Consider the following 24,039-nt stretch of genomic DNA (forward strand, 5'->3'; position numbering starts at 1 on the left):
GTCAGGCCCAGCTTTTCTCCAGCACGCGGAACCAGTTCTCGTGGCAGATCTTCGCCACGAGCGCCTCGCCAAAGCCGTGATCCACCATCGCCTGCCGCAGCGTCGGAAGATCCGCGACCGTCGCCAGCGCCTGGGGCACCAACGCTCCGTCATAGTCCGACCCGAGACCCACGCGATCTTCGCCCAGGCGCGAAATCAGATGGTCGAGGTGGCGCATCAGCACGTCCATCCCGACGTCCGACCGCATCTTTCCGTCAGGTCGAAGGAATGCGCAGGCAAAGTTCAGCCCCACCATTCCGTCCGTTTGGGCAATCGCATCGAGCTGCTTGTCCGTCAGGTTCCTCGTATGAGGGCTGACGGCATGAACGCCCGAGTGCGTCGCCACGAGCGGGCGCGAAGACGTCCGGGCGACATCCCAGAACCCGGCCTCGTTCAGGTGGCTGAGGTCCAGCATGATCCCCATCTCGTCGCACCGCTTGACCAGCCGCAGCCCCGCCTCGGTCAGCCCCGGCCCGGTGTCGGGGGTCGAAGGAAAGCGGAAGGGGACGCCGTGGCCAAATATGGTTTCGCGGCTCCAGACCGGGCCGAGCGAGCGAAGGCCTTGCGCATAAAGGTCGTCCAGCTCGGACAGGTCAGCGCTGAGGGCCTCAGCCCCCTCGATATGGCAGATCGCGGCCAGCCGATCGGACCCGAAGGCAGCGCGCAGGTCCGAGACGTTGCGGCAGACAGTGACGAAGCCCTGCGCCTCGAGCTCGGCCAGGATGGCCATCTCGCGCGCCACGACGACGTCGGCCTCACCCCGCGCCACCATGTCGGGCAGCGGCATGTCGTAGCTTTCGCCCTGCATTGCCGCCATCTTGGCGTTCACGTCGACCGGCGACGGCACCCAGATCGCGAAGAAACCACCGCCAAAGCCGCCGGTGCGGGCGCTTGCGGCATCGATTGCGCCCTGGCCCGGCTGGGCGAATGCCGACACGGCCTTGGGGCCGCCGGCTTGCAGAAGGCGGGTGAGCAGGTCGTTGTGACCATCGAAAACAAGAGGAGTACGCATGTCGCGATGGGTGACGCCAATGATGACCCGGTGCAAGTCGAATCAGACGATGATGCTACTGGTGATTTGGTGGAGCCGAGGGGGATCGAACCCCTGACCTCGTCATTGCGAACGACGCGCTCTCCCAACTGAGCTACGGCCCCATCCGTGCGGCGCTAGATGGAGGACGCGCCCCACCGTGTCAAGCGCTGATCTGCGCCGAGCGCAGCCGTTGTTCCGGTCCGCGGTTGTGCGGGCCGGAAGAGCGCCCGACATCACTCGGCGGCCTCGGCATAGGCGTCCATCGGCGGGCAGGTGCAGATGAGGTTGCGGTCGCCGAACGCATTGTCCACGCGGTTCACCGGGGGCCAGTACTTGTCCACGCGGAACGAGCCTGCGGGAAAGCAGCCTTCTTCGCGACTGTAGGGCCGGTCCCAGTCGCCCACCAGATCCTCGACCGTGTGGGGTGCGAGCTTCAGCGGATTGGCGTCGCGGTCGGCGCGACCCTCTTCGATCGCGCGGATCTCTTCGCGGATCGATAGCATTGCGTCGCAGAAGCGGTCGAGTTCCGCCTTCGTCTCGCTCTCGGTCGGCTCGACCATCAAGGTGCCGGCGACTGGAAAGCTCATCGTGGGGGCGTGGAAGCCGTTGTCCACCAGTCGCTTGGCGATGTCGTCCACCGTGATGCCCGCGCTGTCCTGGAACGGGCGCATGTCGAGGATGCACTCGTGCGCCACCCGCCCTTTCGTGCCGCGGTAGAGCACCCGGTAGGCCCCTTCGAGGCGCTCTGCGATGTAGTTCGCGTTCAGGATCGCCGTCCGCGTCGCCTGCGTCAGGCCGTCACCGCCCATAAGGCGGCAATACGCCCACGAGATCGGAAGAATCGACGCCGACCCGAAGGGAGCGCCCGAAACGGCCCCGCTCTGCCGGCCCGGCAAGTGCGGTGCGAGGTGCGCCTTCACGCCGATTGGACCCATGCCCGGTCCGCCGCCGCCATGTGGGATGCAGAACGTCTTGTGCAGGTTCAGGTGGCTGACATCCGCCCCGATCTCGCCCGGCTTCACGAGGCCCACCATCGCGTTCAGGTTCGCCCCGTCCATGTAGACCTGTCCACCATGGGCATGGGCGATCTCGCAGATTTCGACGATGCGCTCTTCGAAGACGCCGTGGGTCGAGGGGTAGGTGATCATGCACGCGGCGAGGGTGTCGCCTGCCGCCTCGGCCTTGGCGCGGAAGTCCTCCACGTCGATATCCCCGCGATCGGTGCATTTCACGGCCACGACCTTCATCCCCGCCATCTGCGCCGAGGCAGGGTTCGTGCCGTGGGCGTTCACCGGAATCAGACAGACGTTGCGGCCATCCTCACCACGGCTCCGGTGCCAGTTGCGGATGGCCAGAAGGCCCGCATATTCCCCCTGCGCGCCCGAGTTCGGCTGCATCGACATCGCGTCGAACCCCGTGATCCGGCACAGGCGGTCCGACAGGTCGTCGATCAGCGCCGTATAGCCCTGCGCCTGCTCGGCGGGAGCGAAGGGATGCATCTCGGCGAATTCGGGCCAGGTGATCGCCGCCATCTCGGCCGCGGCGTTCAGCTTCATCGTGCAGGACCCCAGCGGAATCATCGCCCGGTCGAGCGCGAGGTCGCGATCCGCGAGGCGGCGCATGTACCGCATCATCTCGGTCTCGGCGCGATTCATGTGAAACACCGGGTGGGTCAGGTAATCGCTCGTGCGCAGCAGCGCCTCGGGTAGGCGGTGAGGTGCCTCGTCGGGGAAACTGTCCACGCCGAACGCCTCAAGCAGGCTCTCCAGCGTTTCGTCCCGCGTCGTTTCATCCAGCGACAAGCCGATGCCGGTGTCGCCCACGCGGCGCAGGTTGATGCCCCGATCGGCGGCAGCGCGAAAGATGACCTCGCGCAGGGCGCCGCACTCCACTGTCAGCGTGTCGAAGAAATCGGCCGGCTCGACCGCGTATCCCGCCTTGCCGAGCGCGTCGGCAATCCGCGCAGTTTTCAGGTGGATACGCTGCGCGATGGCCTTCAGCCCCGCAGGCCCGTGGAAGACCGCATAGAACCCCGCCATTACCGCAAGAAGCGCCTGCGCCGTGCAGACGTTCGAGGTCGCCTTCTCGCGCCGGATATGCTGTTCCCGCGTCTGCAGGGACAGCCGATAAGCCTTGTTGCCCCGCGCGTCCTTCGACACGCCGACGATACGGCCCGGCATGGACCGCTTCATCGAGGCGCGGCAGGCCATGTAGGCGGCGTGGGGGCCGCCATAGCCCATCGGCACGCCGAACCGCTGGGTCGAGCCCACGGCGATATCGGCCCCCATCGCGCCCGGCTCGCGCAGCAGGGTCAGCGCCAGCGGTTCGGCGATGACGATGCCCAAGGCTCCGTTCTCGTGCAGCGACGAAATCACATCCGTGAAGTCGCGCACCGTTCCGTTGGTGCCGGGGTACTGGAAGATCGCGGCGAACACCGCGGCCGGGTCCAGTGCTTCGGGTGCGCCCACGATGACCTCGATCCCCAATGGTGCGCAGCGGGTACGGATGACGTCGATGTTCTGCGGGTGGCACCCTTCGTCCACGAACACCGCGCCGGCCTTAGACTTCGCCACCCTTTGCGCCATCGTCACGGCCTCGGCCGCCGCCGTGGCCTCGTCCAGCAGTGACGCGTTCGCCACCTCGAGGCCAGTCAGATCGCAGATCATAGTCTGGAAGTTCAGCAACGCCTCCAGCCGGCCCTGACTGATCTCGGGCTGGTAGGGCGTGTAGGCCGTGTACCACGCCGGATTTTCAAGGATGTTGCGCTGGATCGCGGGCGGCGTGACCGTCCCATAGAAGCCCTGCCCGATCATCGAGTCGGCGACCTCGTTGCGCTTGGCGATCTGCCGAAGCTCCCACAGGAGGGCGCGTTCCGTCAGCGGCGGGCCGAGGTCGAGCGGCGCCGCCTGTCGGATTGCTTCGGGTACCGTCTCGGCCACCAGGGCATCCAGATCCGCGACGCCGAGCGTGCGGAACATCGCCTCCATCTCGGCGGGCGAAGGGCCCACGTGGCGACGATTGGCGAAATCGTAAGGATCGTAGTCGGTCGCTTGAAACGGCATAGGGGCCTCTTGCTGGCGAAAGGGTCTCGCCCATCGCCCGTGGTCGGACACGTCAGGCGGACAATCCTCTGACGAGGACGCTCGCGGTCAGATGAACTTCTTGTAGGCGGCTTCGTCCATGAGGTCGTCGAGCGCACTCATGTCCTCGACCCGGATCTTGAAGAACCAGCCCGCGCCCAGCGGATCCTCGTTCACGAGGCCCGGATTCTCCTCGAGTGCCGAGTTGACCTCGACGATCTCGCCATCCACCGGCGCCATGATGTCCGACGCCGCCTTGACGCTTTCGATCACGACGACGTCGTCCTCCTTCACCACCGTCGCACCCTCTTCGGGAAGTTCGACAAACACGATGTCGCCCAGCTGCTCGGCGGCGTATTCGGTAATTCCCACGGTCACCACGTTCTCTTCGTCCTCTTCCGGACGCAGCCACTCATGTTCTTCGGTAAACTTCATGGCGGTCTCCTTACCGCTTGTAGGTTGCGGGCCGGAACGGAAGGCCCGTGACCTCCACAGGCAGTCGGCGGCCCCGAAGTTCCCCTTCGAGTCTGGTTCCGACTTTTGCGTGGTCAATATCGACATACCCCATGGCGATCGGCCGCTCGACCGAGGGGCCGAACCCCCCCGACGTGATGCGCCCGACGGCCCGATCTCCGCTGAAAAGTTCGACGCCGGAACGCATCGGGGCCCGCCCTTCGGGCACCAGACCGACGCGCAGTCGCGTCGGAGCGCCCTCGATCTCGGCCAGCACCCGCTCGGCACCCGGAAAGCCGCCGGCGCGGGCGCCGCCGTTGCGGCGCACCTTCTGGATCGCCCAGAGCAGGTTGGCCTCGACCGGCGAGGTGTGCGCGTCGATGTCCTGCCCGTGCAGGCACAGCCCGGCTTCGAGCCTGAGCGAATCGCGCGCCCCCAGCCCTACCGGCACTACTCCATCGCGATCCAGCAACGCCCGAACGAGGGTCGCGGCCTGATCCTCGGCGACCGATATCTCGTACCCGTCCTCGCCCGTGTAGCCCGAGCGCGACACCCAGAGCGGCCCGAACCCTGACCCGAGCGTCGCGACATCCATGAACGACACTGCCGCGGCACCGGGGGCCACTGCCTCAAGCGCCTCCTCGGCCAACGGCCCTTGCAGCGCAATCAGCGCCCGGTCGATCTGCGCGACCTCGCACTCAGGCAGACCGTCGCGCAGCAGCGCCAGGTCGGCGCCCTTGTTGGCCGCGTTGACCACGAGGAACAGGTCGTCGGCGCGCCGGGCCACCATCAGGTCGTCAAGGATTCCGCCGTTATTCCCCAGCAGCAGCGCATAGCGCTGGCGGCCGGGCTTCAGGCCGACCACGTCCTGCGGCACCAACCGCTCCAGTGCGGCCGCCGCAGCATCGGGCCCACCGGGGTGGCGGATCGTGATCTGCCCCATGTGGCTGACGTCGAAAACACCCGCGCCCGTCCGGCAGGCGACGTGCTCTTTCATGACACCCATGGGATACTGAACCGGCATCTCGTAACCGGCAAAGGGGACCATCTTGCCCCCGAGTTCTTCGTGCAGCTCGAAGAGCGGCGTACGCAGCAATTCCGTCATCGGCCCCTTCCGGCATCCGCGCGAGGATCCCCCCGCTCCGTCTGCCCCCTCTGTCCTCTCGCCTGAGATCGCTATCCCTTCGGCGCCCCTTCGGGGTCTCTCCAGAGTTTTTGTCGCGCGAGGTCCTTGGGCCTGAGAGTTTAACGGGGCGTTTGCTCCTTCGGCACCGGCATGCGGCCGGATTCTCCCATCGCGCGACGCTACGGTGCCACAGCCCGATCCGGTCGGCAATACCCTTGCGCCGTGCCGCGTTTCGCCGGACACAGCAGGTCATGTCCGACCCCTATTTCTTCGGCTACGGCAGCCTCGTGAACCGCCGCACCCACGTCTACACACCGGCACATCGGGCCACGCTGCCCGGCTGGCGCCGCGAATGGCGTGCCACTGCGCTGCGCCCGTCTGCCTTCCTGACTGCGCGTCCTGTCCCGGGCTCCGAGATCGACGGGCTGATCGCTCCCGTTCCGGGCCACGACTGGGCCGCGCTCGACCAACGCGAAGCCGGCTACGACCGCGTCCCGGCCAGCAAGATCCGGCACGAGATGGACGCGGCGCCCCATGTGGCGGTCTACTCTATCCCCGCGCGCACCGATGATCGCGAGAGCTGTCCGATCCTGCTCAGTTACCTCGACGTGGTGGTGCAGGGTTTCCTCGCAGAGTTCGGAGAGGCCGGCGTCGCACGCTTCTTCAAGACGACCGATAACTGGTCGCTGCCCGTCGCCGACGACCGCGCCGCACCGCTCTATCCCCGCGCCCAGGAGCTTGCGGCGGCGGAGGTGACGCTTGTCGACCGCTGGCTCAGCGAGATCGGTGTCGAGCGCATCCACGTGGACGAGACCGGCCTGGGTCACGACGCCGCGCCCTGAGCGGGCGTCGCGGTCGCCCCTCCCCGCAGACCGCGCGGCAAGCGCTGGCCCACCCTAAGAGGCCCGCTTCGCAGGCCACCAGCTGGCGCTCCTCGGCTGCACGATCGCGCGAGGACGGCTTGCCGCCGGCGCGGCACCCTCTATCCCTGCAGCCTGAGATGTGCGCGACCCAGGAGATTACATGAGACCGATCCTTTCCGCCATTTGCCTATGCCTGGCTGCCGCACCCGCCGCTGCCGCGACCGAACGCGGGGGCGAAATCATCGTGCCCTGCGGCGGCGACTTTGTCGCCTTCACCGACGCAATGGAGCAGGCCGCCGTCCAACGCGGCGCCGATCCGGCCGCGGCTGCCCGGTTCTTCTCGGGCGTGCGCCAAGACCAGGACACGATCGCCGCCGATCGCCGACAAGGCGTCTTCAGCCTGCCCTTTGTCGAGTTCGCGCAACGCCTGATCTCGCAAAGCCGCATGGATCGCGGCGCGCAGAACGCCGAGCGCTATGCCGACGTTTTCGACCGGATCGAGCAGATCTACGGCGTCCCCCGCGGCGTCCTGATGGCGTTCTGGGCGTTCGAGACCGATTACGGCGCGGTGCAGGGCGACTTCAACACGGTCGACTCGCTTGTGACCCTCAGCCACGACTGCCGCCGCCCTGAACTGTTCCAGCCGCAGGTGATGGCCGCGCTCGAGCTCTACGAACGTGGCGATCTCGATCCACGCAGCACCACCGGGGCCTGGGCCGGCGAGATCGGGCAGGTCCAGATGCTGCCCGTGGACATCCTGCTGAACGGCGTGGACGGCGACGACGACGGGCAGGTGCGCCTCAAGACCTCGACACCCGACGCGCTCATGTCCGGGGCCAAGATGCTGTCCGACCTCGGCTGGCGCCCGAACGAGCCGTGGCTCGAAGAAGTCTCGGTCCCGGCGGGCTTCCCGTGGGAGGAGTCAGGGCTCGAGAACACTCGGCCGGCCGAGGAATGGACCCGCATGGGCGTGACGCCGCGGGACGGTTCGATCGACAGGCCAGACCTTCCCGCCTCGCTGATCCTGCCGCAGGGCAAGGACGGGCCGGCCTTCCTCGCCTACCCGAACTTCTCGGTCCTGTTCGAGTGGAACCAGTCCTTCACCTACGTCCTGACGGCCGCGTATTTCGGCACACGGCTCGAAGGCGCGCAGATCTTCAACGTCGGCAATCCGACGCCGCCCTTGTCCGATGCCGAGATGAAGGAATTGCAGCGCAAGCTGCAGTCGCGTGGCCACGATGTGGGCGAGGTCGACGGCATCCTCGGCGCTGGCACGCGCGCGGCCGTCCGCGCCGAACAAGCGCGCCTCGGCCTGCCCGTGGACGCCTGGCCGACGCAGCAACTCCTGAACGCGCTCTGATAAGAAATGGCGCCGACTCCCGCCAAGGGGCTCGGCGCCGTCCGGAGACTTCAGTGCCCGCCGCCAGCGCCCTCTTCCAGCACAAACCGCGTGTCGCAGTAGCCGCACTCGACCCACCTGCGATCCTCGGGGATCTGCAGCCACACGCGCGGGTGGGTCATGCCGCCGTCGCAGGACACGCGGGTCGTGGAGACATGGACGGTCTCGGGGGCATCGTATACGCCGGTGGGGGGCAGCGGCCCGTGGTTGTCGACCGGTTTCTCGGACATGCGGGGGATCCTTCGTATCTTGCCCGGGAAAGCCCCGGGTCTAGGTCGGCCGGCATGATAACCGCGCTGGGTTGCGCGGGACAAGGGCAGGAGCACACGTGGGACATAATGCCATCGAGATCGAAGGCCTGACAAAGACCTATGCCCCCTCAAAGGGGCAGCCCGCGAAGCATGCGCTCAAGGGGGTGGACCTGACGATCCCGCAGGGGTCGATCTTTGGCCTGCTGGGCCCGAACGGTGCGGGCAAGTCGACGCTGATCAACATCCTCGCCGGCCTCGTGACCAAGACCTCGGGATCGGTCAGCATCTGGGGCTTTGACCAGGACGTGAACCCGCGTCAAAGCCGCGCCGCCATCGGCGTGATGCCGCAGGAGCTGAACCTCGACCCGTTCTTCACCCCGCGCGGCAGTCTTGACGTGCAGGCCGGGCTTTACGGCGTGCCTCGCTCTGAAAGGCGGACGGAAGAGATCCTGCGGATGATCGGCCTTGAGGACAAGGGCGATGCCTACGCCCGCGCGCTGTCGGGCGGGATGCGGCGGCGCCTGCTGCTGGGAAAGGCGCTGGTCCACGACCCGCAGATCCTTGTGCTGGACGAACCGACGGCCGGCGTGGACATCGAGCTGCGCCAGATGCTGTGGCAGAACGTCCGGCGGCTGAACGAGGCCGGCAAGACGATCATCCTGACCACCCACTACCTCGAGGAAGCCGAGGAGATGTGCGACGAGATCGCCATTATCCACCACGGCGAGGTGCTGGTGCGCGACACCACGAAACAGCTCATCAGCCGTGTCGACGCCAAGACGCTTGTGATCGAGCCGGACGGCGATGTGCCCGCCACCATCGCCCTGCCCGATGGCGTCGAGATGGAGCGGCGCAAGGACGGCACGCTTGCCTTCAAGTACGCGAAGACGCGGACACGCCCCGGGGACGTGCTGGCTGCGCTGCGTGAGGCAGGCATCGGGATCGCCGATGTTTCAATCGAGGAACCGCGGCTCGAGGACGTATTTCTCGACCTCACCCGCAGTCCGACGCAGGCCGCCTGACGCCGGCAGTTTGCGAAAGGGCAGCTCAGGCGGATGGGACCATCGCGCCGAGGTTGCGGCCGCCAAGGATGTGCAGGTGGTAGTGCGGCACTTCCTGAAGGCCGTCGATACCGGCGTTGCCGATCACCCGGTAGCCGTCCCCACCCGAGCCGGGCGCCAGTCCCTTGTCGGCAATGATGCGGGCCGTGACGCGCGCGAAATCCAGGATTTCGGCGTCGGTGGCCTCGGCGTGGAAGTGGTCGTGGTTGACGTAAGATCCCTTCGGCAAGACCAGCACGTGGATCGGCGCCTTGGGGCCGATGTCGTTGAAGGCGATCGTGTGCTCGGTTTCCATCACCATGTCGTTCGGGATCTCTCCGCGCAGGATTTTGGCAAAGATGTTCTGGTCGTCGTAGTCGTACGGCATGGGGCCCTCCGGCTTAGTCGGTGAAGAGATAGGGAATGTCGGCCACACGTCTCGCGCTCTCGGGGTCGATGGCAAGAAATTTCGCGATTGGCTCGCCCCAGGTCTCGGGCGGCATCCCCTCGACCAGGCGCTCGGCGGCGGCAAATCCGGCCTCGCGAATTGCCTGATGCTCAAACGCGATATCCGCACGAATGGTTGGCAGCAGCCGGCTGAACGACTCGTCGGAGGCGCCCGGCCCTACAAGGTGCAGGCGCCCGGCATGCCCCCGCAGGTACGCATAGGAGAAATCGCATTCGAGTTCGAGAATCCGCGTCTCGCACCGATCCGCTGCGAAATCCTGAATGAGGGCAAGGTCTGACGGGTCCAGGCAGATCACCAGGCGGTCCGTGTCGAAATGGTCCATCAACAGCCGTAGCAGCGCTCGGCGGTGCCTGTGGCGCTTGGCCAGCATGTTTTCGATGCCGCCGAGGTCTGGGAAGTTCTCGTCGATCTCGTTGAAAAGATAGCCGACGGCCGGAATGCCGGTTTCGTCGCGGATGCGATCGGACAGGCGCTTGGCGACGTGCCACTTCTTGCACGTCAGGATCATCAGTTGCCGTCCGAGCCCAAGACTCGAGTCACGCTCCCAGAACCGCGGGGCGAAGCGACGGCCGACCCGCCCCCGCTGGGTCAGGTAGGCGTGGATGCGCCGCCCCTCGCCCGACAGGGGAAAGTCCGTGCGGTCCTCGGCATACAAGTCGCCCAGCCGCTTCTTCAGCTCCATCGCCTCAGAGCTGATCTTGCGCGCGAACAGGTAATCCTGGCCCAGCAGCAGGTCGTAGTGATCGTTGTAGAAGTTCACCGGCATCCCGTAATCCGAAAAGATCAGGAAGGTCGGCGTGCGGTTCCTGATCTCGGCGCGGGGCACGAGGTGGTAGATGAGCGTTTGGAAGAATGTCTCGTCCGGAATCCACGTCGTGCGGAAAAAGCGCATCACATCGCGGCGGGCGCGACAGAACTCAAGCACCGCCTCGACGGTCCCGCGCCGCAGACACCACCATTGCGACCCGATCATGACCCGAAGGTCGGACGGCACCGATCGCGTCAGGCCAAGCCGCCTCTGCGCCTCATAGCTGAGGTAGAACAGTCGCTTCTGCGTACGCTCGTTGAAGGGGTGACGATAGACCAGCCGCTCTTCCTTGAAGCCCGTCTTGATCCAGTCGCTTTCGAAAAAGTCGTGCCCTTCGATGTAGTCCACCGCTTCGCGGTCCAGGAATTCGTGACAGCGGACGGCCGACTTGATCGGCATGCAGTCGCCCGACAGCAGGTAGAAATGCGTCGCCCGCGGAAAGTTCTCGACCGCCGCTTCCAGGGCCGCCAAGGTCGCTGCGACAAGGCTCCAGCCCCCCCACCCGCATTTCAGCCGTTCCCCGGCGAACACGACCCCGGAATGGTCTTTCAACTCCGTGCGGATGCGCTCGAAACTGGCGGCGCTCGCCCGCCGGTCGAAGTGGATCGATATGAAGTCGCCCATCGCCGTCAGACGCCGCGCCTGCGCGATCACTGCATCGGGGTCTTTATGGCAAAGAAGAAGATAGGCAATTTTAGCCATTCAGGAGAACACAGTTCGTAAAGCCGCAACACTTGCTTCCCATACCCTAAACCGCGATTGCGAAGACAGGTGTTCTTTGCAATTCGTCGCGGATGGGCGGAGGCCCGGTTGGGAGTTGGATGCATGGGGTTTCCCGGAACCTGGATGACACCAAGCGAGAGTGTCATGTACCGCGTCGTGCCGAAATGCGCGTGTTCGACCATCGGGCAGATCATGTATTTCTCGGACCACGGGACGTTCTTCGACGGCGACATCCATGACGCCGATCAGGGCCTGCACAAATGGGCGCTCGAAGATAGTCACGAGCCGATCTCGCGTGCGGTCAAGTCGCGGGACGTCTATGCCTTCACCTGCGTGCGCAATCCCTACACCCGGGTGCTGTCCTCGTTTTTCGACAAGATCTGCGGCATCCAGCGCAACGGCAAGCGCTACCGCGGCAATATGGTGCCGCTCCTGGTGCAAAAATACGGAATCGAGCTTGGCGGTCCCGACGGCAAGGAAGAGTTCGACCAGATCGCGTCGTTCCGGCGGTTCCTGCTGTTCGTCCGCGACACCATCCGCTGGCGCAAACCCATGGACCCCGACATCCACTGGTCCGCGACCAGTGGCCACGTGTCGACCTTCATCGCGAATGGGGGGCACTATGACCGCATCTTCTGGACCGAGCGGTTCAACGAGGGGATGCAGAGCGTGCTCGACGCGATCGAGACGCCGCATTCCATCGATCTGGATACGATCCCCCGCTTCAACGAGTCCGAAGGACACGGCCCGAAACGCGCGCACCCGGTCGAGGACTATTTCGACGATCTCTCCATGCACCTGATGTGGGAGATCTATCACCGCGACTTCCGGCTCTTCCGCTACGATTTCGACAATCCGTCCGACAAGATGCCAAAGGGCGAGATCGACCTCGACGAGGTTCACGCCAAGCTCGGCTAGCCCCGCCCACGGTCGAAAAGCGGCCGGACTGTGTTCCGCCAGAACAGCTGCACGACGCGAAAGAGGACGCCGCCCACCACGGCCAGACCGACGAGAATGGACAGGGCCAGCCAAGGGAAGGTGCCCGCGTCCGGCCCCTCGACGCGGCGGATCGAGGTGGCGTTGGGGAACGCCGACAACAGCCGCGACCGCCATCCATAGTGCCGCACCGCGACCCAGATGGGCGCCTCTCGGGTCGAGGTCAGATCGGCCGCCCGCGCCTGCAGGTCGGCGCTGTCGAACTTGAAGTAGAATGGCCAGCCCCAGCCGGTATCCTCGTTGCGATAGACCATCGGGTCGCCATCTGCGTCGACCGTTTCGATGAACCGCACGTCGCGCGTTCCGCTGACGTTCGTGCCACCCTCGGCACGCGAATAGAAGATCGCGTTCGCTCCGAAGTCCATCCGCCGGATATCCGTGTTGACGATGCGTACCACGTCGGTTTGCGGCAACACGTAGTGCAGCAGCGCCAGCAGCGCGAGCGCGAGGACGGCAAGGGGAATCAGTCTCAGTCGTTTCATGGTGCACCTTCCGCCTGTTGCCCACCCTATCGCAACTGTGGGTCCGCGAAGCTACCATCTTTCGCCCGCCCGGGGTTGCGGGACAGGCAGGCCCGACCCATGCTCCGCGGCATGAGACCCGGCGCCCGCAACCTCATCACCGATGTTCCCGGCCTGTTGGTCGGTCACGCCCGCAACACCGTGGCGAAGTCCGGCGTCACCGCCCTGCTGGGCCAGGACCGCTTTACCGCCGGCGTTCACGTCATGGGCGGCGCCCCCGGCACCCGCGAGACGGACCTTCTCGCCCCCGACAAGCTGGTGGATCGCGTGGATGCGCTGGTGCTATCGGGCGGCTCGGCCTTCGGGCTCGCCGCGGCGGACGGGGTGATGCAGGGGCTGCGCCGCATGGGGCGAGGGTTCGTGGTGACCGGACATGTTGTACCCATCGTCCCGGCCGCCATCCTTTACGACCTCGACGCGGGCGGCGACCACGGGTGGTCGGACAGCCCCTATCCGACCATGGGCCGGCAGGCGCTCGAATCCGCAGCGCCAGAGTTCGAAATCGGGTCGGTCGGCGCAGGCACCGGGGCCATCGCTGGCGGTTTGAAGGGCGGGATCGGCTCGGCTTCGGCCGTGCTCGACAACGGCTACCACGTGGGCGCGCTCGTCGCGGCGAATCCGCTCGGCGGCACCTGCTGCCCCGAGACGGGCCGCTTCTGGGCCGCCCCCTTCGAGATTCAGGACGAGTTCGGCGGCCTCGGCGCCCCGCAGCGTGCCGCGGTCGAGACGAAGGCCGCGCGACCCGGCACCGCCACGACGATCGCGATCGTCGCCACCGACGCCACGCTGGACAAGGCAGGTGCCACGCGGCTCGCCACGGCGGCGCACGACGGCCTCGCGCGCGCGATCATTCCCGCGCACACTCCTTTCGACGGAGACCTCGTGTTCGCGGCCGCGACGAATGCTCAGGCCGCGCCCGATTCCGCAGCTTTCGCCTTGATCGGCCACGCCGCCGCCGCATGCCTCAGCCGCGCTATCGCTCGCGCCGTGTGGCACGCAACGCCGGCCATCGCGGACCCGGCGCCGACATGGGCGATGCGCTTCGGGCGAAACGCGGGCTAGCCTGCGGAATGCGCACCGTCAGACGGCGACGGATATCGCCTGAAGCGCCCAAGCCCGCCGCACGGTATCGCCAGCGCGGGTGTCGGGATAGGACGCCGGGTCCGAATGCACCGGCAGGTCGTAGAATCGGGTCGTGCCGTCAAGAAAGCTGGTCGCCCCAAGCTGGCGCAGCAGGCGCGCCATCCCCTCGTTCCGGATGTGGACCACAGCATCGAACCGGCGAATGCCGACTTCGGCCGCCCGCCGCAGAAGCCGCCCGAGGATCAGCGAGCCCACCCCCTTCTGCTGGTAAGGATCGATCACCGTCAGCGCCAGCTCGGCCCGGTCGAGCGCATTCGGCGCACGGAAGAAATGACCGATCCCGGCCGGGACGTTTCCCTCCTTCTCTTCGACAAGGGCACCGATGGCCTCGTGAGTCGTATGGTCGGGGTGGGTGAAGGCCTCGACGTCCCGCGGCTCGAGCCGTTCGACGGCTCGCAGAAAACGGAACACGCGGCTCTGCCGGGAAAGCCGCTCGAATCCGGCGACAAGTGCGGCGGCATCGCCCGGCTCCACATCGCGCAGCACGACGCCTGTGCCGTCGCGGAGCGTGGTGCGAACCTCGCGGCCCATCAGCCCGCGTGGACCAGCGTCTGCAGGTGGCGCGGGTCGATGCTGATCGCGTCGAACGTGTCGCCCTCGGTCAAGACGCTGACCGCGTCGTGGCTGTGCAGGCTTTCCTGATGACTGGCGACGATGCGGAAGTCACCGATCCGCGGATCGACCTCGCAGGCCTGCGCAAAGAGCCGGGCGGCGTCTTCTACGAAGATCGGATTCGCAGCGTTAAGCTCTGCGAAGGCCTGTTCGTCCTCGCGCTTCACCATGACCTGCGTTTCGGTCGGGACGGCCCTGCGGCACAGCTCGACCATGTCTTCGACGTAGAGGTCCACGCCCGGCTCGACCACGACCGAAATCCTGGCAACCGAGCGCTGGGAATGCGGCGTGGCCAGCTGGCCCCGGCTCTGGCGCGCGTGCTCGGACAGCTCCAGCGAGCAGGGGCAGGTCGAGGCATAGACATAGTCCAGGTGCAGCACCCGGGTCCGTGCGCTCCCGCGGTCGATCAGTTCGAGCGCGACGTCGTAATACTGATAGCCCGACAGGCCAGAGCGCAGGCTTTGGACCCGCAAGGGCTGCGCAAAGCGCATCTGGATGCGGGCGTCGAAGCTGTCGAGCGACGTCTTGTAGCCGTCCAGCGCCCGTTCGATCACGTCGAGGCCGAAAGTCTCGTCAGCATGCTCGTAAAAGCTGCGCATGATGCGGGACATGTTGATGCCCTTTTTCTCGGCCTCTAGGCTTACCGTACCCGTCACCGACGTTTCGAGCATCGCCTCGCCGCCGTCGCGCAGCCGGTAGCGGATCGGCAGCCGGAAGTTCGAAATGCCGACATGCTGGATGGACCGCCGTGCGCCCCGGATCAGGCTGGCCGGCCCGTTCTGCAGGTCCGGCATCTGCGCAACATAGGCAGGATCAGCCCGGAACTCTTCGGGATAGGTCCGGCTGAGGGGGGGATAGGAGCGGCTGTCTCCCTCGACGAGGGTGCGCAGCGCAGGGTCGAGGTCGTCCAGCTCTGCGGGATGCGCCACCGCAGCCCAGCCGCGCAGACGGTCAAGCAGGTCGGCCGCCTCCTCGCGGGTGGTCGGCGTGTCGAAATCGCGCGGCTGTACGTTCATGACCTTCGTCCCTCCACGAACCCGCCCTTTACATAGGCATTCTTAGAGCCGGATCTACGGCTCGCGTCAAAAGACCCGGGCCGCGACAGGTCAGGTCACGTCGAGCGCCGCGGTCAGGTCGGCCAGCAGATCCTCGGGATCCTCGAGCCCCACGGACAGCCGGACCAGCCCCGGCCCGATCCCCAGATGCGCGCGCTGATCCTCGGACAGGCGCGAATGGGTCGTCGTGGCCGGATGGGTGATGATCGACTTTGCATCGCCGAGGTTGTTCGAGATGGTCACGATCTGCAGCGCGTTCAGGAACCGGAACGCCGCATCCCGCCCGCCTGCAATGTCGAGGGACAGGACCGTACCGAAGCCGGTCATCTGGTCGCGCGCGACCGTGTGCTGGGCATGCGTTGCGAGGCCGGGATAAATCACCCGCGACAGCCTGGGATGGGCCGACAGCGCTTCGGCCAGCTCCTGCGCCGCCGCAGTCTGGGCGCGGACGCGCAGGTCCAGCGTCTCCATCCCCTTCAGCATGATCCAGGCCGTGAAGGGCGACATCGCGCCGCCGGTGTGCTTGAGGTAGGGCTCGAGTGTCTTGCGGATGTACCCGCGCGTGCCGCAGATCGCCCCGCCGAGTGCACGGCCCTGCCCGTCGATATGCTTGGTCGTGGAATAGACCACGACGTCGGCACCGAGCTCGACCGCGCGGGTGTAGATCGGCGTGGCAAAGACGTTGTCCACGATCACCGTCGCGCCGACCTCGTGCGCCAGACCGGCCACGGCGCGCAGGTCGATCACCTCGAGCGCGGGGTTCGAGACCATCTCCATGAACACGGCCTTGGTGTCGGGGCGGATCGCCTCGCGCCACTGATCAAGGTCGGTGCCGTCGACGAAGGTCACGTCGACGCCGAAGCGGGTCAGGATCTCTTCGACGATATAGAGGCACGAGCCGAACAGCGCCCGGGCCGAGACGATGTGGTCCCCGGCCTTCAGCATCGACATCAGCGCCGCGTTGACGGCCGCCATGCCGCTTGCGGCGGCAAAGCAATCCTCAGTCCCTTCGACTGCGGCGAGACGTTCCTCGAACATACGGACGGTCGGGTTGCCGTAGCGGGCATAGATGAACTCGTCCTCGCCCAGCTTGTCGAACCGGGCCTCGGCCTGCTCGGCGCTGTCGTATACGAAGCCCTGGGTCAGGAAGATCGCCTCGCTGACCTCGCCGTACTGGCTGCGGCGGATCCCGTCATGGACCAGGCGGGTCCGGGTCTTTCTGTCGTTGGTCATGGGATGATCGTACCTTTCGCGTCTCGACCCACCGATGAAGGGACGGTCCGCGACCGACCTCTTTAGCGGAGTTTTTAGCGTGGCCCGCAATCCGGTGAACAAATCGCCACGTAGGCTTCGGGGTAGGACCGTCGCGCTGAATCGTCAAGATAAGTCACGCATACTTCACGCCCGCGTCACCGAACCGTCTTAGCCGTCGGCGCAAACATGACCACAAGATCTAGGGTCGGTCGCGGGAGAAGGTCATGCCTATTCTTGCCGTCAATGCCACGCCCGAAGGCGCGCTCGAAGGGCATGAGGCGCTCAGCCGTTCCCTGAGCCGCCTAGCCCGAACCGCCCCCGTCATCATCATGGTCCACGGCTATAAGTACGATCCTCGATCAACGCTGCATTCCCCGCACCGCCACCTTTTTGCCGCAACAACGATGCCGCGCTGCGGTCGAGTGGCGTCGTGGCCGGCCGGACTGGGCGTGGGCGAAGGCGGAGCCGAACCGCTGTGCATCGGGTTCGGCTGGCCCGCCCGCGGCTCGATTTGGCAGGTGTGGCGGCGCAGCGCCAAGGCCGCTCGGCCGCTGGCGGGCCTGATCTCGGCCATCGCGGCGCAGGGGCGGCGGGTGCACCTACTGGCGCATTCCATGGGGGCGCGGGTCTGCCTGCAGGCGCTGACGCTTGCGCCCGCCGCCTCGGTGGACCGCGTGATCCTGATGACCGGCGCTGCCCTGCGGGGCGAGGCGTGCGCGGCCCTCGCAGCCCCTGCCGCACGCGCGGCAGAGATCGTCAACGTGACAAGCCGCGAGAACGATCTGTTCGACGCGCTCGTCGAGGCACTGATGGGCTTCCGCGACGTGTCGATCGGGTCGGGCCTTGGTACCGAGGATCGCCGCTGGCTGGACCTGCAGATCGACGCGGCGGGCACGCGCCGTGCACTGGCGACGTTAGGCTATCCGATTGCCGAGCCCGAGACGCTGGTCAGCCACTGGTCGGCCTTCACGCGGCCCGGCCTGCTGCACCTCTACCGCGGATTGCTGGCGGACCGCCGCCTTCCTCTGGGCGTCCTGCGCAACCACCTGCCGACGCCCGAGGCCCGCTGGACCCGTGTCGGCGCAGCCCTGTCTGCGCGCCTCGTGCCGCGGCGATCCGCCACCAGCGCCTAGTCGTTCGACTGGGTGCCGTGCTCGCGGAACAGCTTGCTCTGCGTGACGAAGAACACGAAGATTGCCGCGGTCAGGCCGAAGGTCTTGAAGTTCACCCAAGCATCGGTGGACATCGTGCGCCAGACGATCTCGTTCAGGACCGCAAGCCCGAAGAAGAAGGCGCAGAACCGGCGGGTCAGCTTCATCCACCCTTCCTCGTCCAGGGGAATCGCCTCGCCCATCACCATGCGCAGGTAGCTCTTTCCCTGCAGCAATCCGGCCCCAAGAACCCCGCCGAAGATCAGGTAGATCAGCGTCGGCTTCATCTTGAAGAAGCGGTCGTCGTTGAACCACACGGTCAGTCCGCCGAATACCACGACCAGCACCAGCGTCACGATCTGCATCTTCGACAGCTCGCCCGTCAGGCGCCACAGCAGGAACGTGGACAGCGCGATCAGCGGCACGAAGGCGGCGGTGATGACGATAAAGCCGGTATACTCGGTGCCCAGAACATCGAACGTGCGGTCGCGGACCATCAGGTAGGCGCCGAAGAACAAGGCCACCGGCCCGATTTCCAGAGCCGTCTTCAACCCGTTGCGCGTCATGTCGAAAGCCTCACCCGCTGAATTCCGATGACCGCACCTAGCGCGATCCGGGGCAACAGGGCCAGACATAGACGACCCTGCTCATTGCACCACCAGATAGCCACCGTACCGACACCTGCCAAGTCACGCCCCGTTTACCCGGGACCGAAGCGATGCGAGAACAATGCGAAATGTCAAACAGGCGCAAGGGATAGTGCATGCTCGCCACGATCATCGATGAACTGAACGGCACGTTTTCGGAGGTTCCGCCGCTGATTGCCACCGTTCGGCTCGCGATGGCCATGATTCTCGGCGGCATCATCGGGTTCGAGCGTGAGTGGCGCCAGAAGGCGGCAGGCCTGCGCACCCACATGCTGGTGTCGATTGCGGCATGCCTGTTCATCCTCGTCGGGCTTGAGCTCAGCTCGCTCGAGTTCGGCGGCGACGAGGCCAAGCGCGTGGACCCGCTTCGCCTGATCGAAGCGACCACGGCCGGTGTCGCCTTCCTTGCCGCCGGCCTGATCTTCACCTCGGGCGGAAAGGTGAAGAACATCACCACCGGCGCCTCGCTTTGGCTCGTCGGCGCGATCGGCCTGGCCTGTGGGGCGGGTCAGATGCCGCTGGCGGCCATCGCCACCGCGATCGTGGTGCTGGTCGTGGCAATCCTGGGCATGATCGAACGGCGTCGCGAAAAGCGGGAGTGACAGCTCAAGGCAGGGTCAGCGCCATGCCCCCGCGAATCTCAAATCCCGCCCCTTTATAGAGCGAGTAACTCCCCGGCTGCGGAATCGCGGTGATCTGGCAGGACCGCGGCAGTTCATCCCGGCACCAGGACATCAGGCGTTCGACCACCTCGAGACCTACGCCCTGCCCACGCATATCCGGGGCGACCATCAGGTCCACCAAGGTCACGGCCATTCCGCCGTCCCCCACGATCCGACCCATCGCAACAAGGCGCGCACCCACCTTCGCCGTCACGCAATGCAGCGATCCAGACAGCCCTTTGGCTGCCGATCCCGCATTGTGTCGGCCCAGCTCGCACGCCTGGCGAAGCTCGAGGTATTCCCCGACGATGGGCGTGTCGCCCTGTTTCCAGACCAGCTCTTTCATCGTGTCAGCCCCGTCAGCGCGGCGGCGAATTCCTCGGGATCGAAGGGTGACAGGTCGTCGATCTGCTCGCCCACGCCGATCGCATGGATCGGCAGGCCGAACCTGTCGGCCAGCGCCACCAGCACGCCGCCCCGCGCCGTTCCGTCCAGCTTGGTCATCACGAGGCCCGAGACGTCCGCGATCTTCTGGAAAATCTCGACCTGGTTCAGCGCGTTCTGCCCCGTCGTAGCGTCAAGCACGAGCACCGTGTTGTGCGGCGCCGTCTCGTCGCGCTTGCGGATCACGCGGACGATCTTGGCGAGCTCTTCCATCAGGTCGGCGCGGTTCTGCAAGCGGCCAGCTGTGTCGATCATCAGAAGGTCCGCGCCGTCCTCTTCCGCCTTCTTGTGTGCGTCGAAGGCAAGGCTGGCGGGATCGGTGCCTTGCGGCGCCGTCATCACCGGCACACCCGCACGGTCGCCCCAGACCTGCAACTGCTCGACCGCCGCAGCGCGGAAGGTGTCGCCGGCGGCGATTACGACGCGCTTGCCCGCCGCGTTGAACTGGCTGGCGAGCTTGCCGATCGTCGTCGTCTTGCCCGACCCGTTCACCCCCACGACAAGTACGACCTGCGGCTTTTTCGGGTAAAGCGGCAGCGGCCGCGCGACGGGCTCCATGATGCGGGCGATCTCTTCGGCCAGCGCCTCCTTGATTTCCTGCGTCGACACGCGGCGGCCATAGCGCCCCTCGGCCAGGTTGGCGGTGACGCGGGCGGCGGTTTCGACGCCCATGTCCGCGGTGATGAGCAGATCTTCGAGGCTTTCCAGCATATCGTCGTCAAGCGGCCGTCGCACGACCGGCGCCGCGCCCGGACGGCCGAAAACACGCCCAAGAAGGCTGCCCGAACTCGTCTGCCCCGGCGGCGTATCGGTCGGACTCTCGACCGGCACCGGGCCCTGCGGCACCTCGGATGGGGCGGGATCGGGCACCTCTTGCGGACGCGGAGCGGGCTCCGGGTCCTGCGGCTCGGGGAACGGTTCAGGCGCAGGCTCCGGCTGCCGCTCAGGCTGCGGCGGCTCGGGGATCTCGGGCTGCTCTGGTTCGGACAGCTCGCCGCCATCCTCCACAATCGCGTCGAGCCCTTCTTCGAGCTGCGAAGAGGACTTGAAAAGCTTGGACTTCAGCTTGTTGAAAAACGACATTGGCGGCTCCCCTTCCCCGCCCACTTAGGACGAATGGGCGGGACGTGAAAGTCGGCCGCGCTTTTACCGCATTTCTGAGGTATGGAAATGCGCCACCGCCTGAAACCGAGGTTTCCGTGCCAGCCCTCTTTGCCGTCGCCACGCTTGCCCCTCTTGTGCCGCTGATCCTGGGGCTGACCCATGGCGGGGTGTGGGTCTGGCTTGCGGTGGTGTCGATGACCGTTCTGGTCGGCGCGCTCGACCTGCTTGTCCGCGTCGCCCTGCCAGGAAAGCCGGAAGAGGTCGAATTTCCCGCGGGCGACACGCTGTCGGTCCTGATCGGGATCGCGCAGCTGGCGCTGATCCCGTTCGTCGTGGTCCGGCTGGCCGGCGGCGACCACGGTGCAGTTGCGAAGATCGGATTGCTTTACACGGCGGCGCTGTGGCTGGGGCAGGTCGGCAATTCGAATGCGCACGAGTTGATCCACCGCCCGTCCCGCAGCTTGCGGCGCTTGGGCACCGCCCTCTTCGTGTCCGTGCTCTACGGCCACCACGCCTCGGCCCACCCAAAGGTGCACCACGCCCATGTCGCCACGCCCGACGACCCGGCAACGGCACGGATGGGCGAAAGCTTATACACCTACTTTCCGCGGTGCTGGATCGGCAGCTTTCGCGCCGGCCACAGGGCCGAGCGACGCCTCCTTCAAGCCCGCCACGGAGACCGCTGGCAGCGCCACGACCCCTACATCGCCTATGTCGGCGGCGGCCTCTTGTGCATCATCACCGCCATGGCGCTGGCGGGAATCGCCGGTGCGGCATGGTACGTGGCGCTCGCGTTCCTTGCGCAGTTGCAGCTGCTTTTGTCGGACTATGTGCAACATTATGGGCTGGAACGGCGGCGCCTGCCCAGCGGCAAGTTGGAACGCGTCGGCCCCGCCCACAGCTGGAATGCGCCGCATTGGTATTCGGGGGCAATGATGCTGCAGGCGCCGCGCCATTCCGACCACCACGCGCACCCGGCAAGGCCATTTCACCACCTTGGACTGCCTCCAGCCAGCGTGGCACCGCGGTTGCCGTCCTCGCTGCCGCTCATGGCAGGGATCGCGCTGTTGCCGCATGTTTGGCGGCGGGTGATGGATCACCGTGCAGAACGGTGGCGACAGGCGGCCAAGCCCGTTGCGCGGCAGCCGACCGACATGGCAGGGTCCGAGCATGTTGCGTAGCATCCTCCTTCTTTGCGGCTTGCCGGTGCTGGCCTGGGCGCAGGACGCCCCACTCGGTGCCGAGGCGTTCGAGGGCTTCACCGCGGGCAAGACCTTCAGCTACGCTGCGAACGGCATCCCTTACGGGGTTGAGGAATATGGGCCTGACCGCTCCGTCCAATGGTCGTTCCTCGACGGGGAATGCCTGTCGGGGCAGTGGTATGCCGACGGCCCGGACATCTGTTTCGTCTACGAGGACGGCCCGCCGGTCCAATGCTGGCGCTTCTACCGAGAAGGCGCGGGGCTGCGGGCCGAGCTCCAGGGGCCGTCCGGCGACACTACGCTTTATTCGACCGCCCCGACGGACGAGCCGCTTTACTGCGTCGGACCCGAGGTCGGCGTCTAGAGCAGCGACCCCTGCTCGGGCGGCGGAGGTTTCGGCTTGCTGCGCCTCGGTGTGCCGCCGCCTTGCCCGACCGTCACACGCCCATCCGCGAACTCGATCTCGAGCGTGCGCGCCTCGCTTGCGCGGGCCTTGGTGGTGACGATCTCGTCGCCCTCGCGCACCACGGCGTAGCCGCGCGCGAGGGTCTCTCGATATCCGAGAGTCGAGTGGAGCCGGTCGAGGCCGTCGAGCCTTTGCCGTGCGCTGTCGATCCGCGCGCAGAAGGCCCGGTTCAGCCGATCTTCGATGCGGGTCAGCTCGCGACGGCCGCGCTCGGTCTCGCGGGCGATCGAACGTGGCGACAGGCGTGCGGCCAGCCCTGTAACCGCCCTCTCGCGCTCGCGCACTCCGCGCCGCAGCGCCGGAGCGAGGCGCGCTCCCAAGCCCGAGGCGGCTGTGCTGCAATTCCCGATCCGCTCGCGCAGGGTCGCTGGTCGCAGCGCAGCAGCGGCCGCATCCAGGCGCGCCCGCCGGGCCGCAACGCCCGCCAGCAGCGCCTGCGGCAACCGCGCCTCGATCCAGTCGAAGCGCTGGCGGGCCCCGGCGGTCAGGCTCTCGGGGCGGGGCAGCGCGCGCGACAGGTCCGACAGCCGCTGCCGCCGCGTCGTGATTCCCTGCGAAAACGCGCGATTCAGCCGCCCCCCCTGCCCGTCAAGCGTGATCTGAAGCTCCATCCGCACCGGCACCGCGAGTTCAGCCGCCGCCGTGGGCGTCGGCGCGCGGCGATCCGAGACGTAGTCGATCAGCGTCGTGTCCGTCTCGTGCCCCACCGCCGAGATGAGGGGGATCTCGCTTTCGGCAGCGGCGCGGGCCACGATCTCTTCGTTGAACCCCCACAGGTCCTCGATCGAGCCGCCGCCCCGCGCGACGATCAGAAGGTCGGGCCGCGGCACGACGCCCCCGGGGCTCAGAGCGTTGAAGCCGCGGATCGCCGCGGCGACCTGCGGGGCGCAGTCGCGGCCCTGCACGGCCACGGGCCAGACCAGGACCTTGCGCGGAAACCGCTCGCGCAGGCGGTGCAGGATATCCCGGATCACCGCGCCTGAGGGCGAGGTCACGACGCCGATCACCTCGGGCAGGTAGGGCAGCGGGCGCTTGCGCTCGGCCGCAAAGAGCCCCTCGGCCTCGAGCGCCTTCTTGCGTTTCTCGAGCATCGCCATCAGCGCACCGACACCCGCCGGCCGCACGTCATCGACGGTCAGCTGGTATTTTGACTGCGAGCCGAAGGTCGTCAGCTTTCCGCTGGCGATGATCTCCATCCCCTCTTCGGGGCGTTGGGTCAGGCCGCCCACCTGGGCCTTCCAGACCACCGAGGCGAGCACGCACCGATCGTCCTTGATGTCAAAGTAGAGATGCCCCGACCGCGCGACGAAGACGCGACCGACTTCGCCGCGCACGCGGACGCGGCCGAATTCGCCCTCGATCACGCGTTTCACCGCGCCCGAGATCTCGGACACCGTGAATTCGTGGGCATTCCCGCCCGGCCCGCTGCGGTCGTCTTCGAACAGATCCATACGGCAGGACTACCTTGGCCGCGTGGCGGATTGAAGGCTCGGGACGC

24 protein-coding genes, 1 tRNA gene and 3 riboswitches are annotated in these 24,039 nt (G+C 66.7%); of the genes, 9 read left to right on the forward strand and 16 right to left on the reverse strand.

The features are described 5' to 3' along the window. Position 1: 1 nt before the first annotated feature. The 5 genes from ACFDS3_RS00900 to gcvT all read right to left on the reverse strand — a co-directional run bounded on the left by ACFDS3_RS00900 (position 2) and on the right by gcvT (position 5,710). The gene (locus tag ACFDS3_RS00900) at positions 2 to 1,051 is read right to left on the reverse strand and encodes a dipeptidase (RefSeq protein WP_375260448.1); all 1,050 of its coding nucleotides are present in this window, start codon (positions 1,049 to 1,051) and stop codon (positions 2 to 4) included. A gap of 67 nt (positions 1,052 to 1,118) precedes the next feature. Beyond that, positions 1,119 to 1,194 (reverse strand) — tRNA-Ala (locus tag ACFDS3_RS00905). Positions 1,195 to 1,305: 111 nt separating this feature from the next. Next, positions 1,306 to 4,134, reverse strand: a complete 2,829-nt coding sequence (gene gcvP, locus ACFDS3_RS00910) for an aminomethyl-transferring glycine dehydrogenase (protein ID WP_375260449.1) — start codon at positions 4,132 to 4,134, stop codon at positions 1,306 to 1,308. An 87-nt stretch (positions 4,135 to 4,221) separates the two neighbouring features. Continuing rightward, positions 4,222 to 4,587: a glycine cleavage system protein GcvH gene (gene gcvH, locus ACFDS3_RS00915; protein WP_375260450.1), complete on the reverse strand. Its 366-nt coding sequence runs from the start codon at positions 4,585 to 4,587 to the stop codon at positions 4,222 to 4,224. Between the two features lie 10 nt (positions 4,588 to 4,597). Then, entirely contained in the window at positions 4,598 to 5,710 is a 1,113-nt protein-coding gene (gene gcvT / locus ACFDS3_RS00920) for a glycine cleavage system aminomethyltransferase GcvT (protein WP_375260451.1), read from the reverse strand. 48 nt (positions 5,711 to 5,758) lie between these two features. Further along, positions 5,759 to 5,817: riboswitch (glycine riboswitch) on the reverse strand. A gap of 3 nt (positions 5,818 to 5,820) precedes the next feature. Then, positions 5,821 to 5,911, reverse strand: a riboswitch (glycine riboswitch). Between the two features lie 71 nt (positions 5,912 to 5,982). Between gcvT and ACFDS3_RS00925 the strand changes: the two genes are divergently transcribed. Together ACFDS3_RS00925 and ACFDS3_RS00930 are read left to right on the forward strand one after the other, a co-directional pair. Then, complete coding sequence (locus ACFDS3_RS00925) at positions 5,983 to 6,573, forward strand: gamma-glutamylcyclotransferase family protein (protein ID WP_375260452.1); 591 nt, start codon at positions 5,983 to 5,985, stop codon at positions 6,571 to 6,573. A 181-nt stretch (positions 6,574 to 6,754) separates the two neighbouring features. Beyond that, positions 6,755 to 7,954, forward strand: a complete 1,200-nt coding sequence (locus ACFDS3_RS00930) for a lytic murein transglycosylase (RefSeq protein WP_375260453.1) — start codon at positions 6,755 to 6,757, stop codon at positions 7,952 to 7,954. Between the two features lie 50 nt (positions 7,955 to 8,004). Here ACFDS3_RS00930 and ACFDS3_RS00935 read toward each other — a convergent pair whose 3' ends face one another. After that, positions 8,005 to 8,190: a zinc-finger domain-containing protein gene (locus ACFDS3_RS00935; RefSeq protein ID WP_375260555.1), complete on the reverse strand. Its 186-nt coding sequence runs from the start codon at positions 8,188 to 8,190 to the stop codon at positions 8,005 to 8,007. Positions 8,191 to 8,321: 131 nt separating this feature from the next. Here ACFDS3_RS00935 and ACFDS3_RS00940 point away from each other — a divergent pair, with 131 nt between their 5' ends. After that, the gene (locus ACFDS3_RS00940; RefSeq protein WP_375260454.1) at positions 8,322 to 9,266 is read left to right on the forward strand and encodes an ABC transporter ATP-binding protein; all 945 of its coding nucleotides are present in this window, start codon (positions 8,322 to 8,324) and stop codon (positions 9,264 to 9,266) included. Between the two features lie 25 nt (positions 9,267 to 9,291). Here ACFDS3_RS00940 and ACFDS3_RS00945 read toward each other — a convergent pair whose 3' ends face one another. Together ACFDS3_RS00945 and ACFDS3_RS00950 are read right to left on the reverse strand one after the other, a co-directional pair. Next, on the reverse strand, positions 9,292 to 9,672 hold the full coding sequence (locus tag ACFDS3_RS00945) for an HIT domain-containing protein (protein ID WP_375260455.1): 381 nt from the start codon (positions 9,670 to 9,672) through the stop codon (positions 9,292 to 9,294). 13 nt (positions 9,673 to 9,685) lie between these two features. Next, on the reverse strand, positions 9,686 to 11,263 hold the full coding sequence (locus ACFDS3_RS00950) for a DUF5928 domain-containing protein (RefSeq protein WP_375260456.1): 1,578 nt from the start codon (positions 11,261 to 11,263) through the stop codon (positions 9,686 to 9,688). Positions 11,264 to 11,386: 123 nt separating this feature from the next. Here ACFDS3_RS00950 and ACFDS3_RS00955 point away from each other — a divergent pair, with 123 nt between their 5' ends. After that, on the forward strand, positions 11,387 to 12,202 hold the full coding sequence (locus ACFDS3_RS00955; RefSeq protein WP_375260457.1) for a sulfotransferase family protein: 816 nt from the start codon (positions 11,387 to 11,389) through the stop codon (positions 12,200 to 12,202). On the opposite strand, the gene ACFDS3_RS00960 is transcribed toward ACFDS3_RS00955, so the two are convergent. Next, complete coding sequence (locus ACFDS3_RS00960) at positions 12,199 to 12,762, reverse strand: DUF1523 family protein (protein ID WP_375260458.1); 564 nt, start codon at positions 12,760 to 12,762, stop codon at positions 12,199 to 12,201. The genes ACFDS3_RS00955 and ACFDS3_RS00960 overlap by 4 nt on opposite strands. A gap of 111 nt (positions 12,763 to 12,873) precedes the next feature. Here ACFDS3_RS00960 and ACFDS3_RS00965 point away from each other — a divergent pair, with 111 nt between their 5' ends. Beyond that, positions 12,874 to 13,863, forward strand: coding sequence for a P1 family peptidase (locus tag ACFDS3_RS00965; RefSeq protein ID WP_375260556.1), 990 nt, complete (start codon positions 12,874 to 12,876; stop codon positions 13,861 to 13,863). 18 nt (positions 13,864 to 13,881) lie between these two features. Here ACFDS3_RS00965 and ACFDS3_RS00970 read toward each other — a convergent pair whose 3' ends face one another. The 3 genes from ACFDS3_RS00970 to metZ all read right to left on the reverse strand — a co-directional run bounded on the left by ACFDS3_RS00970 (position 13,882) and on the right by metZ (position 16,844). Further along, positions 13,882 to 14,475: a GNAT family N-acetyltransferase gene (locus ACFDS3_RS00970; protein WP_375260459.1), complete on the reverse strand. Its 594-nt coding sequence runs from the start codon at positions 14,473 to 14,475 to the stop codon at positions 13,882 to 13,884. Further along, complete coding sequence (gene folE2, locus ACFDS3_RS00975; RefSeq protein ID WP_375260460.1) at positions 14,475 to 15,572, reverse strand: GTP cyclohydrolase FolE2; 1,098 nt, start codon at positions 15,570 to 15,572, stop codon at positions 14,475 to 14,477. The genes ACFDS3_RS00970 and folE2 overlap by 1 nt, the downstream gene beginning before the upstream one ends. A 90-nt stretch (positions 15,573 to 15,662) precedes the next feature. Further along, positions 15,663 to 16,844: an O-succinylhomoserine sulfhydrylase gene (gene metZ / locus ACFDS3_RS00980; RefSeq protein WP_375260461.1), complete on the reverse strand. Its 1,182-nt coding sequence runs from the start codon at positions 16,842 to 16,844 to the stop codon at positions 15,663 to 15,665. Between the two features lie 41 nt (positions 16,845 to 16,885). Further along, positions 16,886 to 16,964, reverse strand: a riboswitch (SAM riboswitch). Positions 16,965 to 17,089: 125 nt separating this feature from the next. Between metZ and ACFDS3_RS00985 the strand changes: the two genes are divergently transcribed. Then, complete coding sequence (locus ACFDS3_RS00985; RefSeq protein WP_375260462.1) at positions 17,090 to 17,998, forward strand: alpha/beta hydrolase; 909 nt, start codon at positions 17,090 to 17,092, stop codon at positions 17,996 to 17,998. Here ACFDS3_RS00985 and ACFDS3_RS00990 read toward each other — a convergent pair. Beyond that, entirely contained in the window at positions 17,995 to 18,582 is a 588-nt protein-coding gene (locus tag ACFDS3_RS00990; RefSeq protein ID WP_375260463.1) for an inner membrane-spanning protein YciB, read from the reverse strand. The genes ACFDS3_RS00985 and ACFDS3_RS00990 overlap by 4 nt on opposite strands. A gap of 197 nt (positions 18,583 to 18,779) precedes the next feature. Between ACFDS3_RS00990 and ACFDS3_RS00995 the strand changes: the two genes are divergently transcribed. Then, positions 18,780 to 19,265 carry an MgtC/SapB family protein gene (locus ACFDS3_RS00995; protein WP_375260464.1) on the forward strand — a complete coding sequence of 162 codons (486 nt, stop codon included), beginning with the start codon at positions 18,780 to 18,782 and terminating at the stop codon, positions 19,263 to 19,265. 4 nt (positions 19,266 to 19,269) lie between these two features. On the opposite strand, the gene ACFDS3_RS01000 is transcribed toward ACFDS3_RS00995, so the two are convergent. Continuing rightward, on the reverse strand, positions 19,270 to 19,671 hold the full coding sequence (locus tag ACFDS3_RS01000) for a GNAT family N-acetyltransferase (RefSeq protein WP_375260465.1): 402 nt from the start codon (positions 19,669 to 19,671) through the stop codon (positions 19,270 to 19,272). Further along, complete coding sequence (ftsY, locus tag ACFDS3_RS01005; RefSeq protein WP_375260466.1) at positions 19,668 to 20,852, reverse strand: signal recognition particle-docking protein FtsY; 1,185 nt, start codon at positions 20,850 to 20,852, stop codon at positions 19,668 to 19,670. The genes ACFDS3_RS01000 and ftsY overlap by 4 nt, the downstream gene beginning before the upstream one ends. Positions 20,853 to 20,968: 116 nt before the next feature. On the opposite strand from ftsY, the gene ACFDS3_RS01010 reads away from it, so the two are divergent. Beyond that, a complete protein-coding gene (locus tag ACFDS3_RS01010) occupies positions 20,969 to 22,054 on the forward strand; it encodes an alkane 1-monooxygenase (RefSeq protein ID WP_375260467.1) in 1,086 nt (361 codons plus the stop codon). Further along, positions 22,044 to 22,439: a hypothetical protein gene (locus ACFDS3_RS01015; RefSeq protein ID WP_375260468.1), complete on the forward strand. Its 396-nt coding sequence runs from the start codon at positions 22,044 to 22,046 to the stop codon at positions 22,437 to 22,439. The genes ACFDS3_RS01010 and ACFDS3_RS01015 overlap by 11 nt, the downstream gene beginning before the upstream one ends. Here ACFDS3_RS01015 and xseA read toward each other — a convergent pair. After that, positions 22,436 to 23,992, reverse strand: a complete 1,557-nt coding sequence (gene xseA, locus ACFDS3_RS01020) for an exodeoxyribonuclease VII large subunit (protein ID WP_375260469.1) — start codon at positions 23,990 to 23,992, stop codon at positions 22,436 to 22,438. The two genes, ACFDS3_RS01015 and xseA, sit on opposite strands and share 4 nt — an antisense overlap. Positions 23,993 to 24,039 lie beyond the last annotated feature (47 nt).

Origin of the sequence: Palleronia sp. (assembly GCF_042089775.1) — a bacterium.
In the GTDB taxonomy this organism is placed as follows: domain Bacteria; phylum Pseudomonadota; class Alphaproteobacteria; order Rhodobacterales; family Rhodobacteraceae; genus Palleronia.

Coding starts and splice junctions, on each gene's coding strand:
- gcvT (WP_375260451.1), bottom strand. CDS start 5,710: ATGACGGAATTGCTGCGTACGCCGCTCTTCGAGCTGCACGAAGAACTC.
- ACFDS3_RS00955 (WP_375260457.1), top strand. CDS start 11,387: ATGGGGTTTCCCGGAACCTGGATGACACCAAGCGAGAGTGTCATGTAC.
- ACFDS3_RS00925 (WP_375260452.1), top strand. CDS start 5,983: ATGTCCGACCCCTATTTCTTCGGCTACGGCAGCCTCGTGAACCGCCGC.
- folE2 (WP_375260460.1), bottom strand. CDS start 15,572: ATGAACGTACAGCCGCGCGATTTCGACACGCCGACCACCCGCGAGGAG.
- ACFDS3_RS00900 (WP_375260448.1), bottom strand. CDS start 1,051: ATGCGTACTCCTCTTGTTTTCGATGGTCACAACGACCTGCTCACCCGC.
- ACFDS3_RS00950 (WP_375260456.1), bottom strand. CDS start 11,263: ATGGCTAAAATTGCCTATCTTCTTCTTTGCCATAAAGACCCCGATGCA.
- ACFDS3_RS00930 (WP_375260453.1), top strand. CDS start 6,755: ATGAGACCGATCCTTTCCGCCATTTGCCTATGCCTGGCTGCCGCACCC.
- ACFDS3_RS01000 (WP_375260465.1), bottom strand. CDS start 19,671: ATGAAAGAGCTGGTCTGGAAACAGGGCGACACGCCCATCGTCGGGGAA.
- gcvP (WP_375260449.1), bottom strand. CDS start 4,134: ATGCCGTTTCAAGCGACCGACTACGATCCTTACGATTTCGCCAATCGT.
- ACFDS3_RS00965 (WP_375260556.1), top strand. CDS start 12,874: ATGAGACCCGGCGCCCGCAACCTCATCACCGATGTTCCCGGCCTGTTG.
- ACFDS3_RS00960 (WP_375260458.1), bottom strand. CDS start 12,762: ATGAAACGACTGAGACTGATTCCCCTTGCCGTCCTCGCGCTCGCGCTG.
- ACFDS3_RS01015 (WP_375260468.1), top strand. CDS start 22,044: ATGTTGCGTAGCATCCTCCTTCTTTGCGGCTTGCCGGTGCTGGCCTGG.
- xseA (WP_375260469.1), bottom strand. CDS start 23,992: ATGGATCTGTTCGAAGACGACCGCAGCGGGCCGGGCGGGAATGCCCAC.
- ACFDS3_RS00985 (WP_375260462.1), top strand. CDS start 17,090: ATGCCTATTCTTGCCGTCAATGCCACGCCCGAAGGCGCGCTCGAAGGG.
- ACFDS3_RS00945 (WP_375260455.1), bottom strand. CDS start 9,672: ATGCCGTACGACTACGACGACCAGAACATCTTTGCCAAAATCCTGCGC.
- ACFDS3_RS00970 (WP_375260459.1), bottom strand. CDS start 14,475: ATGGGCCGCGAGGTTCGCACCACGCTCCGCGACGGCACAGGCGTCGTG.
- gcvH (WP_375260450.1), bottom strand. CDS start 4,587: ATGAAGTTTACCGAAGAACATGAGTGGCTGCGTCCGGAAGAGGACGAA.
- ACFDS3_RS00995 (WP_375260464.1), top strand. CDS start 18,780: ATGCTCGCCACGATCATCGATGAACTGAACGGCACGTTTTCGGAGGTT.
- ftsY (WP_375260466.1), bottom strand. CDS start 20,852: ATGTCGTTTTTCAACAAGCTGAAGTCCAAGCTTTTCAAGTCCTCTTCG.
- metZ (WP_375260461.1), bottom strand. CDS start 16,844: ATGACCAACGACAGAAAGACCCGGACCCGCCTGGTCCATGACGGGATC.
- ACFDS3_RS00990 (WP_375260463.1), bottom strand. CDS start 18,582: ATGACGCGCAACGGGTTGAAGACGGCTCTGGAAATCGGGCCGGTGGCC.